Here is an 11,279-nt window from a genome sequence, read left to right on the forward strand (position 1 = left end):
GCTGCGCATGAATCTGTTTACCCACCGTGATCTGATGGCGTGGATCGACGAGCCGTTCACAGCGCCGCCCGATCCCGACGAATCACCCCAGGGCGCATTCGCATTCACTTGATGTTGGACAGCACCCATGGGGGCACGATCCTGAAATCCACACACAAGCCGTCCGGAACCCGCGTCAGTTCAGCATGTCATCCGCCGGATTCGCCTGTCTTGGACAGCAGTGATGGCTGACCTTCATCCGCACGCGCTGCAAACCCTGCGATGAAGTGGTCGAGAAATCCGCACCCAAGGCCCAGACCCTCAAATCAACGAACCATCTGGGCAAGAAGCCAAGGCCGGCCGTGAAGGCCTCTCTAAATCCGACGAACGAAGACTTGGACAGCACGCTGACTTCGGACATCCCAAAAATGAGCGGCATCGGCAGGAGCGGCGACGTCCTGCTGGAACTCTACCGGATCGCGACGACGCCCGGCCGAGGCAGATGGTAGCTGGCGATGTCCGAAACGTGGTCGTTGTCATGGTCGATCCGGCTTCCAAGGGGCTTGAACATTCCGGCGCTGTCCTCTCAACGCCGGTAATCTGGGCGGCGCAGATCGCACGTGGCCCGCATCGCCGCATCACGGCTGACCATTGAGACAGCGGTCTGGATCATCAGTTCTGCATGTTAATCGCATTACCATTGCAATTACACGCCAAACGCATTACATTTGCCTTTAGAGCTTACGCCTCCTTGAGTGCGTTGGCTAGCTAAGCGTCGAGAAAGTTTTGAAGCGTCGCCATGCCCCAGCAGCCATTCAGCATCCCCACGCCACCTCAACGGTCACGGCCCCGCCACAATCTGAAGCTCGTGCAATTCCAGCCGCCCGGGGGGAAAGCCCAAGTTTGCGCGGCGCTTTGGCGCGAGGGTGACTACGTCCACCTTGCGTCGCCGCTCATGCGCACGCGCCGCGGCGTGCGGGATCCGAAGTCCTATGCACGGCAGTTTCCCGACGCCTTAGCGTCGATCGACACCTTCGAAGAAGCCATGACCTGGCTGGACGCGGCTTGCTATGCCGCCGCTGATCCACGCGAGGTCGATGCTGCCTGTCAGCAACACCCCGAGTGGCGGCTGCGGTGCGCGCGGTACGAGGGGAGCGACGCCGACCTGTTGGGCCTGGCCGGGCTCATTCGGGCCACCGAGACAGCCGACCCATTCCCCGAATCACTCATGCGAGATTGCCTACTGGAGATCATCAGACAGATTCTGAAGAACGACGTTGATCTGGCTGCAGGCCAAATCGACTCGACTTCTCAGCAGGGGGACGACGTCGCGAGGCTGGACCTCGGACTGGATCGAACGGTGGTTGTCACCTTGCTCACAAACATCGCCTCGACGGACGTCGTACGTCAAGGGGTGCTCGCGCACCAAAGGATGACGGCCCCGAACAATGACCGGACCCAATGTCTGCTCGTGCTGCCCAATCTCCAAATCAATCAGCCGATGGTCCTGACTCCGCGCGTGGTGATCACCGACGTGGACACCGACCGCATTCGAGCCTCGCTGGTGCAAATGGCAAAGCACTGACACCCGAGTTCCTCAATCAAGAATCAAGAAATCCACCTTGCCCATGTTCGATAGCCCCGCGTCTGTGCAACACATCAAGCCCTTTATCTACGAGAACGCAAATTCCAAGGCCCTCCACTTCCGTATCAGTGACATTCAAAGCTGCATGCGGATCAACGATCCCAATGCGCTGGCCCTCGAATACACGCGCACGATGATGGGATTCCTCCTTTTCAAGCCGGAGCCGCGAAGCATCGGGATGGTCGGAYTGGGCGGCGGATCGTTGGCMAAATTCTGTTATCACCATTTGCCCAGCGCCCGGATYCAGATCGCCGAGATCAATCCGCTGGTGATCGCWTTGCGCGATGAGTTCCACATACCGCCYGACGACGTACGGTTCATCGTTTTTCAAACCGATGGGGTGGACTTCGTGCGCCGTGGTCCAAGTCGTTTCGATGTSTTGATCGTTGACGGCWATGACCTCGAGGGACTGCCCGCCCGCTTGTGTTCTCAAGGCTTCTACGACGACTGCCACGAGACGCTCGACTGCGACGGGATCATGGTGGTAAATCTGCAATACGGCGACCCTGAAAACGATGAGCACCTGGCTCGCATTCGTCGAAGTTTCGACGGCTCGGTCCTGGTGGTCGATGACGGCGAGCTGAGCCATAGCATCGTGTTCGCCTGCAAAGGTGATGCACYAGAGACAAGCCTGTTGARAGCAATTCGCAGGCCGAAAGGCTTGGACCCTGCWGCCGCCAGCCAGTTGCTCGCGGGGTTTGCRTTGGTCGCATCGGCACTGAAAGACCAACGAGGCTAAGGCTTCGTGATTTGCATGGCATTCATGTACCATGTGCTGCGGGTACTTATCGCATTGSCATGCTGAGGATCCATGGAATTCAAAACTGCACGGCTGACGCTGCTCATTGATCCGAACAAGAAGGAAGCCTTCGAGCGACTTTGTGCGCTGCAGGATCGGACGGCATCGCAGGTCGTGCGGCAGCTGATCCGTGACTACCTCGCGCAGCACGGTGTCCACGACATSGCGCGCGACGCGACCCCCTCCTCTGACRTAGCGACGCCGCGAACGGAGTCTGGCGCGCCTGAGGCTTCTCTTCGGCCGCCAAGCAGCGCGCTGCGCACCCCAAGGCCGCCAGCGTCATGAGCAGTCTGCCCCCCGTCGCAGAATGGATCCATCTCGACTGGATCCTTGTTGTGGCGATGGGCTGGTTGTTCGTGGGGACCGCYGGGATCTTCGCCCTGCATCGATTCMGCCTGGTCTCCCAGGCGCTCTTCCCCATCGGGGCGCTACTCGGGTTGGCGCTCTTCGGTCTGGCCCTGGACGCGCTGCTTGGCACGCCCGAGSTYGCCGTKCTGCCCATCGGWCTCCCGGCATTGCCGTTCCATCTCCGCCTGGACAGCCTGTCGGCCTATTTCCTGATGGTGGTGGGTGGCGCTTCAGCCGGAATTTCCGCATTTGCGGCTGGGTACTTCCGCAAGGGCGAAGGCACGCCACCCGGCCTGCTGTGCCTGGAATACCACGTTTTCCTGGTCAGCATGGTGGGGGTGATCCTCGCCGACGATGCGTATTCATTCATGGTGATGTGGGAGACGATGGCACTGTCGTCGTTCTTCCTGGTGACCGCGAACCACCGCATGGCCGAGGTGCGCAGCGCCGGCTATCTCTACATCACGATGGCGAGAATCGGCGCCATCGCCGTCCTGCTGTGCTTCGGTGTGCTGCAGGCCGAAACCGGCGACTACACCTTTGCCAACATGCGCGCCCAGGCCCTGTCGCCGTTCTGGGCCTCGGCCGGCTTCCTGCTCGCCGTCTTCGGTTTCGGCGCCAAGGCAGGCGTCCTGCCGCTGCATGTCTGGCTGCCCGAGGCCCACCCCGCCGCGCCCTCCCCGGTCTCGGCCATGATGAGCGGGGTCATGCTCAACACGGCCATCTACGGCCTGTTGCGCGTATCTTTCGACTTGCTGCACACCCGCATGTGGTGGTGGGGCGGGCTGCTGCTCGCGGTCGGACTGGCGACAGCGCTGTTCGGCGTGGTCTTCGCGGCGGTGCAGACCGATATGAAGCGGCTGCTGGCCTATTCGTCGATCGAGAACATGGGCCTGCTGTTCGTCGGTATGGGCCTGGCATTGATTTTCTCGGCCTATGGCATGAAGCCGATGGCCGCACTCGCGTTGACAGCGGCCCTCTATCATGTCGCGAGCCACGCYTTCTTCAAGAGCCTGCTTTTCCTCGGCACCGGCAGCGTGCTGCATGCCACTTCCGAGCGAAACCTCGGCAAGCTGGGAGGCCTGATCCGGACCATGCCCTGGGTCGCCTGGCTSAYGCTCCTGGGCGTGCTGGCCAGCGCCGGCTTGCCGCCGCTTGGCGGCTTCGTGTCGGAATGGTTGCTGCTGCAGAGCTTCCTCTTCACACCGGGTTTGCCGGTGCCGTTGCTGACCATGCTGATCCCGGTGGTCGCCGCGCTCATCGCGCTGGTGGCCGCGCTGGCCGGCTACACGATGGTCAAGTTCTTCGGCGTCATCTTCCTTGGGCAGCCGCGCGAGGACAAGCTCGCCCACGCCCACGATGCCGGTCGCTGGGAGCGTGTGGGGATGGTGTGGCTGGCGCTTGGCTGCACCGCGCTCGGGCTGCTGCCAACACAGTTCATTCAGTTGATCGACCCCGTGACTCGGCAGCTTGTCGAGACGGGCCTCGGCGCCAAGGTGGCAGCCAACGGCTGGCTGTTGGCGCCGAACAGCCTCGAGCAAGCCAGCTATGGCCCCGTGATCTTCCTGCTCGGCATCCTGGGAAGCTTTGCTCTCGCCTACCTGCTTGTTCGGAGGCTCTACCACGGCCGCGTGCGTCGCGGCCCGCCCTGGGCGTGCGGCTTCCCGTGGGGCACCGCGCGCATGCAGGACACAGCCGAAGGCTTCGGCCAACCCATCCGTCAGATCTTCGAGCCCTTCTTCCTGATGCGGCGCGATTTACCCACGCCCTTCGACACCAAGCCCCACTACCGCGTGACGGTTGAGGATCACTTCTGGCGCTGGCTCTATGTGCCCATCGCCGACCTGGCGGYGTACCTCGCGCGACTGGTCGGCCTGATGCAGCAAGGGCGAATCTCGGTGTACCTGCTTTACAGCTTCCTGACGCTCGTGGCCACGTTGCTGGTGGTGATGCGATGAGGTCGCCATGAACTTCACCGGCTTCGTGTCGCAGTTGCTGGAGATCGTCATCGCGATCGCGCTGGCGCCGCTGCTGACCGGCTGGGTCAACATGTGGCGCGCATGGCTCCAGAACAAGTCCGCGCCCAGCCTCTGGCAGCCCTACAGGATGCTGCACAAGCTGTTCAACAAGGAGTCGATGGTCGCCCAGCACGCGTCGCGGCTGTTCCGCGTCGCGCCCTATGTGATGTTCGGCTGCATGGTGCTGGCCTGCTCCATCATTCCCATGCTGTCGACCGACCTGCCGTTGGCGCCGGCGGCGGATGCGATCGCCCTGGTCGGTCTGTTCGCGCTGGCGCGGGTGTTCATCTCGCTGGCCGCCATGGACGTCGGCACCGCATTCGGCACCATGGGTGCGCGGCGCGAGATGCTGGTCGGCTTCCTTGCCGAGCCGGCGCTGCTGATGGTACTGTTCTCGGCCTCGCTGATCTCCCAGTCCACCTCGCTCACCACGATCGTCGAGACGCTCGCGCACCGCGAGCTGGCCATCTATCCCGGCCTGGCCTTTGCCGGGGTGGCATTCACGATGGTGTCGCTGGCCGAGAACGCGCGCGTCCCGGTCGACAACCCGGCCACGCACCTCGAACTGACCATGATCCACGAGGCGCTTATCCTCGAGTACTCGGGCCGCCACTTGGCGCTGATCGAATGGGCGGCCAGCCTAAAGCTGTTCGCCTATTCGTGCATCGGCCTGGCCCTGTTCTTCCCCTGGGGTGTTGCCGAAGCCCAAGCCCCGCTGGAGATGCTGCTGGCGCTGCCCGTGTTGATGATCAAACTCGCCGTGGGCGGCTTTCTGCTGGCCACGCTGGAGACTGCCAGCGCCAAGATGCGCATCTTCCGCGTGCCCGAGTTCCTGGCCACCGCCTTCCTGCTGGCGGTGATCGGCATGCTGGTGCAAGTGCTGCTCAACCAATGACATGAGCAGCGCCATCCTGACCCAATTCGTCAACCTGCTCGGCGCGGTGTTGCTGATGCTCGCCTTCGCGATGATCTCGCAGCGGCGCATCTTCACGCTGATTCACCTGTTCACGATGCAGGGTGCAGCGCTGGCGCTCGCTACCGCCGTGGTCGGCTATGCGACCAGCCAGCACCACCTGTACGTGTCGGCCGGGCTGACCCTCGTCCTCAAGGTGCTGCTGATCCCGTACCTGCTGCATCGTGTCATCGACCGTCTCGGCATCCGCTGGGACGTCGAGACGCTGATCAACATCCCGACGACGATGCTGATCGGCATCGTCGTCGTGATCTTCGCGTTCAACCTGGCGATTCCCATCTCCCAGCTGTCATCGGCGCTGGCCAGCGGCACGCTGGGCATCGCGCTGGCCTGCGTGCTGCTGTCGTTCCTGATGATGATCACGCGCGCGAAAGCGGTTCCGCAGGTGATCGGTTTCCTTGCTATGGAGAACGGCCTGTTCTTTGCCGCCACATCGGCCACCTATGGAATGCCGATGGTGGTCGAGTTTGGCATCGCGCTGGACGTGCTGATCGGCGTACTGATCCTGGGCGTGTTCATGTTCCAGATTCGCGAACAGTTCGACAGCCTGGACATTCGCCATCTCGAAAAGCTGAAGGAAGACTGAGATGCTTGCATTGGCCTTCCTCCTCGCAACTCCGCTGGCCGGCGGGCTGGTGCTGGCGCTGGTGGGCCATCGCGACAACGCGCGCGACGTGAACGTCGCCTTCAGCCTGGGCACCTTCGTCGCCGCCTGCGTGCTCACGGCGCAGATCGTCGAGAGCGGCCCCATGCTGGTGTGGGACCGCGAGTTCTACATCGACCCGCTGAACGTCTTTCTCGTCACGCTGACCGCGTTCGTTGGCTTGACCACTTCCATCTTCTCGCGCCCCTACATGCACGTGGAGCGCGATCACGGAAAGATGACGCCGCCGCGGCTGCGCCTGTATCACAGCATGTACCAGCTGTTCAGCTTCACGATGCTACTGGCACTGACAACCAACAACATGGGCATCATCTGGGTCGCGATGGAGGCCGCCACGTTGACCACCGTGCTACTGGTCAGCGTCTATCGCACCGCGGCCAGTCTCGAAGCCGCCTGGAAATACTTCATCCTGTGCGGCGTGGGCATCGCTCAGGCGCTATTCGGAACGGTGCTGCTGTACATGGCGGCCGAGAAGGTCATCGGCCCCGAGGGCGGTGCCTTGCTCTGGACCAACCTCGATGCGGTGAAGGACCGGCTCGACCCGAACATCATCACGCTGGCGTTCGCGTTCCTGTTCATCGGCTACGGCACCAAGGTCGGCCTGGTGCCCGTCCACAACTGGCTGCCGGACGCGCATGCCGAGGGTCCGACGCCGGTATCTGCGGTGTTGTCGGGCCTGCTGCTGAACGTCGCGCTCTATGCCATCCTGCGCTGCAAGGTGCTGACCGACGGCGCGCTGCACAATGCTCTGGCCGGCCGGTTGATGATGGGCTTCGGCCTGCTGTCGGTGGTGGCGGCAGTGTTCTTCCTGATCCGGCAGAAGGACGTGAAGCGCATGTTCGCCTACTCGTCGATCGAGCACATGGGAATGATGACCTTTGCTTTCGGAATGGGCGGCCCGATCGCCAACTACGCCGGGCTACTGCACATGACCGTGCATTCGCTGATCAAGTCCGCGATCTTCTTTGCCGTCGGCCATGCCACGCAGAAGGCGGGCACCCAGATCATGGAGAACATCCGCGGGCTCATCAAGGTCAGTCCGACGGTCGCCTGGGGTCTGATGCTTGGATCACTCGCGATTCTGGGAATGCCCCCGTTTGGAGTCTTCGCCAGCGAGTTCCTGATCGTCACGACCGCGATGCGCGAACAGCCCTGGGCGACTCCCTTCCTTCTGATCGCCTTGGGCTTGGCGTTTGCATCCGTCTTCAGCCGGGTCCAGCCGATGGTGTTCGGCGAGACCAACGTCAAGCCCCTGGCGCATCCGCCGGCCCTGGTTCCGGTGTTCATGCATCTGGCGCTGGGTCTGATGCTCGGCCTCTACATCCCACCCTATCTCAATGCCTGGTACGTCCAGGCGGCGGCGATGCTGGGGAACTGATCCAATGGCGCTGCCGGAACTCGGACTTGATCTTCGGCGCCTGTCGGCGCCGATGCCCGCTTGGCATGGGCGGGTGGGTCGGGACGCCTGGAGCACCGCAGCACGCAGCATCGCGAACACGAGCGGGCGCCTGATTTCGGTCTGGGGCGTCGATCGCAGCGCCTCCGGCCACGGCATGGCGGCGTGTGCAGCCTATGCCGTGCCCGAGGGGCTGGTCTGGCTCGAACTGAAGCTGGACGGCGCAGCGCGAGGGTTTCCTGATCTGGCAGTGACATTCCCGTGCGCGAGTCGCATGCAGCGCGCGATGGCCGATCTTTCGGGCATCCGAGCCGAGGCCAGCCGCGACGACCGCCCCTGGCTCGACCACGGGGTGTGGCCGCCCGGACCACCGCCCCTGCAGCAGACCGCCGAGCTCTCGAGGGCCGCAGGGCGCGCACTTCCTGTCGACTACCCCTTCGTGCGCGTCGAAGGTGACGGGGTGCACGAGATCGCCGTCGGGCCCGTGCATGCCGGCATCATCGAGCCCGGCCACTTTCGCTTCTCTGTCGTGGGCGAGAAGGTGCTCAGGCTCGAACAGCACCTCGGGTACACGCACAAGGGCATCGAGCGCCGCTTCACGGAACTGGCGCCGCTGCAGGGCCACCGCCTCGCGGGACGTGTCTCAGGCGACACGACGGTGGCCTACGCCTGGGCCTACAGCATGGCGCTCGAGTCGGCCTGGGGCGGCGAGATCCCGCCACGCGCCACCTGGCTGCGTGCGCTGATGCTGGAGCGCGAGCGCGTGGCCAATCATCTGGGCGACCTGGGCGCTCTGGCCAACGACGCGGCGCTGGCCTTCGGCCTGGCGCAGTTCTCGCGCCTGCGCGAAGACTGGCTGCGCTTGTCCAAGGAGATCTTTGGCCACCGCCTGATGATGGACGCTGTCATGCCCGGCGGCGTGGCGATCGATCCGACGCCGATGATGAGGGATCGCCTTGGCAGGCAGTGCGATGCGATCGAGCGAGAGGTGCGCGCGCTGCGGCGTGTCTACGACGAACATGCGGGCCTGCAGGACCGCTTTGCCGGCACCGGACGGGTAACGCCTCAGTTGGCGGCACAACTGGGCCTCACGGGCCTGGCGGGGCGCGCCAGCGGTCAGACAGCCGATCTGCGTAGCGACTTCCCATGGCCGCCCTATGACCGGCTGAAGGTTGCAGTAGCGGTGCACCGCGACGGAGATGTCGCGGCGCGCGTGGCGGTGCGGTTCGACGAGGCATTCGAGTCGTTGCGGCTCATCCGCGCCATCTGCTCGGGCTTGCCGGACGGCGCCGTTCACGCCGAGCTGCGGCCTCAGGCTTCGGCTTCGCTGGGTGCGGGCTGGGTCGAAGGCTGGCGGGGCGAGGTGTTCGTCGCGCTGGAGATCGGGGACGACGGCCGCATCGAGCGCTGTCACTGCCATGATCCGTCCTGGCAGAACTGGCCGGTGCTCGAGCACGCGATCATTGGCAACATCGTTCCGGATTTTCCGCTGATCAACAAGTCCTTCAATCTGAGTTACTCGGGTCACGACCTCTGATGTGGCACATCCTCAAGCAGATCGTCCGCACGGGCATCGTCACTGAGCCGGCACCGCGGATTGACGAGGCCGCACACGCCGCGGTCGATCGCATCCAGCGCGAGCTCCTCACCATCCTCGGCCAGGCGCTGACGATCCGCGAGGTCGATGCCGGCTCATGCAACGGCTGTGAACTCGAGATCCACGCACTCAACAACCCCTACTACAACATCGAGGGACTCGGCATCAGGTTCGTCGCCAGTCCGCGCCAYGCCGACATGCTKCTGGTGACCGGACCGGTGTCGCGCAACATGGAAGAGGCACTCCGGCGCACCTACGAYGCCACGCCGGAACCGAAGCTGGTGGTGGCCGTCGGCGATTGCGGCTGCACCGGCGGCGTCTTCGGTGAGAGCTATGCCAGCTGCGGCAAGGTGGCGAACGTGATTCCTGTCGATGTGGCGATACCCGGCTGTCCCCCAGCGCCGATCGATATCCTCCGAGGAATCCTCAGTGCCGTTCAACGTCAGGCACAGGACGTCAAGCGTCGGCCATGAAGGTTGCCGACGGATCCCTGTTTGAGGCGAAAGGCGCCGAGATCAGCGCCGCGCCTTCGTCCGCTGTCCACCCACTACTCATCGAACCCTGGATTTCGGCGCCCGCGGACATCGTGGTCTACGAGTTCGGTGCTCGACTCGACGAGAACTGCGCGGCTGCGGCAGCCGCAAATCGCCAAGGCCCGACGCCTCTACAACACAGTGATCCAGTGCATCCGCGCTGTCCACGAGGAGATGAACGTTGGTTTCTGGAGCGCGCATGCCTCCGTGCCAAGGCCCTGCAAGATCAGCTGTCGACCTGTGAACTCGAGATTGCGGCTGCGAAGGCCGCGGCGGATGCCGAGCGGCTGCGGCGCGTCCTCGCGGCCCAACGAATCGCGCTCGGCACGGAGTTGACTAGGCTGTGGCGACCAACGCGCGAGAAATACCGCGCAGAAATCCGGTCGCTGTTCTTTCCCCGGGTCGGCAACACGACCGCGACAGAGACCTATCAGATGCGCTGCCAAGCGGTCACCGACGGTTTGGGCTGGGCGACCGCGACAGCCGTTCTTGACAGCGCTTGCTTGCGTGGAAAAAGCCTCTCGTTCTCGGGCGGAGTTCGCGAGCGACGACTCCAAGGATCAGGACGCATTGATTCTGCAATTTACCGCGAAAGCCGGACTGCCGATCGATCGGATAGCCGACAAGGACCGCTGGAGGCTTCAGCTCGTGCTGCGACTGGGGGGCCGATCGAGCTCGAACATGCTCAGGGCCGGCGCGCGAAGGCGCGCGACGTGCTGACTCCACAGTTGAAGATCCTGATGCCGGCGTGCGCGGGATTGCCATCTCTAGTTCAGGAGGACTTGACCAGCATCGTACTGGTCCCGTCCAACCATGTGGCGACCCGTCGGATCTACCGACTGCAGGCCGAATTGGCGGAGCTCGGCATCCGCCGCAGCTGGCTCGACGCCTGGGTGCGCGAAGATCGCATGCGCTGGCAAGCGGCGGTGCTGCTGGCCCGCCGCGCGCGCGGGCGGCGCYGCGACTTCTTCCGACGGGCTGCGCTGCAGCTCGCACGCGAACATGGCGCGTTGGTGCGGGAGCCGCTCGACCTGAAAGCGGCCAGCAAGGCATTTGACGCGTTCGCTGTGACCGGAATTTATGTGTCGCTCAGCGACTGACCTCCAGAGGAGGATGCCGCCGGGCGCCACATATGGACCAGCGCCACATTAGGTATGAAGCTGCACATCGGCGTGGACAGCCAGACGGGTCTTGCGCACAGCGCGGTGGTCACTGCAGCAAATGTGCACGACAAGCATCCGCTGCCCGATCTTCTGCACGGCCAGGAGGAGCGCGTCTACGGCGATTGCGCATATACCTCGCAGGAGAAATTGATCGAGTCCAAGGC

General features: G+C 63.7%; 11 protein-coding genes and 1 pseudogene. 11 read left to right on the forward strand and 1 reads right to left on the reverse strand.

The window, feature by feature from the left end; genetic code table 11:
- Nucleotides 1-175: 175 nt before the first annotated feature.
- Nucleotides 176-418: a hypothetical protein gene (locus tag AC1DY5_RS25755; RefSeq protein WP_478115971.1), complete on the reverse strand. Its 243-nt coding sequence runs from the start codon at nucleotides 416-418 to the stop codon at nucleotides 176-178.
- Nucleotides 419-847: 429 nt separating this feature from the next.
- Between AC1DY5_RS25755 and AC1DY5_RS25760 the strand changes: the two genes are divergently transcribed.
- The 11 genes and pseudogenes from AC1DY5_RS25760 to AC1DY5_RS25810 form a co-directional block, all read left to right on the forward strand.
- The gene (locus AC1DY5_RS25760) at nucleotides 848-1,564 is read left to right on the forward strand and encodes a hypothetical protein (protein WP_478115973.1); all 717 of its coding nucleotides are present in this window, start codon (nucleotides 848-850) and stop codon (nucleotides 1,562-1,564) included.
- Between the two features lie 43 nt (nucleotides 1,565-1,607).
- A complete protein-coding gene (locus tag AC1DY5_RS25765) occupies nucleotides 1,608-2,363 on the forward strand; it encodes a spermine/spermidine synthase domain-containing protein (protein WP_478115987.1) in 756 nt (251 codons plus the stop codon).
- 72 nt (nucleotides 2,364-2,435) lie between these two features.
- Nucleotides 2,436-2,708, forward strand: a complete 273-nt coding sequence (locus tag AC1DY5_RS25770; protein WP_478115975.1) for a ribbon-helix-helix protein, CopG family — start codon at nucleotides 2,436-2,438, stop codon at nucleotides 2,706-2,708.
- Complete coding sequence (gene hyfB / locus AC1DY5_RS25775; RefSeq protein WP_478115977.1) at nucleotides 2,705-4,729, forward strand: hydrogenase 4 subunit B; 2,025 nt, start codon at nucleotides 2,705-2,707, stop codon at nucleotides 4,727-4,729. Before AC1DY5_RS25770 ends, hyfB begins: the two co-directional genes overlap by 4 nt.
- Nucleotides 4,730-4,736: 7 nt before the next feature.
- Complete coding sequence (locus tag AC1DY5_RS25780; RefSeq protein WP_478115978.1) at nucleotides 4,737-5,684, forward strand: respiratory chain complex I subunit 1 family protein; 948 nt, start codon at nucleotides 4,737-4,739, stop codon at nucleotides 5,682-5,684.
- A 1-nt stretch (nucleotide 5,685) separates the two neighbouring features.
- A complete protein-coding gene (locus AC1DY5_RS25785; protein ID WP_478115979.1) occupies nucleotides 5,686-6,348 on the forward strand; it encodes a formate hydrogenlyase in 663 nt (220 codons plus the stop codon).
- Nucleotide 6,349: 1 nt separating this feature from the next.
- Nucleotides 6,350-7,804: a hydrogenase 4 subunit F gene (locus AC1DY5_RS25790; protein WP_478115980.1), complete on the forward strand. Its 1,455-nt coding sequence runs from the start codon at nucleotides 6,350-6,352 to the stop codon at nucleotides 7,802-7,804.
- 4 nt (nucleotides 7,805-7,808) lie between these two features.
- Nucleotides 7,809-9,359 (forward strand): hydrogenase large subunit, encoded by a 1,551-nt coding sequence (locus AC1DY5_RS25795; protein WP_478115982.1) that lies wholly within the window; start codon nucleotides 7,809-7,811, stop codon nucleotides 9,357-9,359.
- Nucleotides 9,359-9,892, forward strand: coding sequence for an NADH-quinone oxidoreductase subunit B family protein (locus tag AC1DY5_RS25800; RefSeq protein WP_478115984.1), 534 nt, complete (start codon nucleotides 9,359-9,361; stop codon nucleotides 9,890-9,892). The genes AC1DY5_RS25795 and AC1DY5_RS25800 overlap by 1 nt, the downstream gene beginning before the upstream one ends.
- Nucleotides 9,889-11,052, forward strand: coding sequence for a hypothetical protein (locus AC1DY5_RS25805; RefSeq protein WP_478115985.1), 1,164 nt, complete (start codon nucleotides 9,889-9,891; stop codon nucleotides 11,050-11,052). The genes AC1DY5_RS25800 and AC1DY5_RS25805 overlap by 4 nt, the downstream gene beginning before the upstream one ends.
- Before the next feature lie 51 nt (nucleotides 11,053-11,103).
- Nucleotides 11,104-11,279, forward strand: a pseudogene (locus AC1DY5_RS25810) (transposase); the annotation flags it as partial.

The sequence above is a fragment of the Variovorax sp. P4_D9 genome (assembly GCF_056401695.1).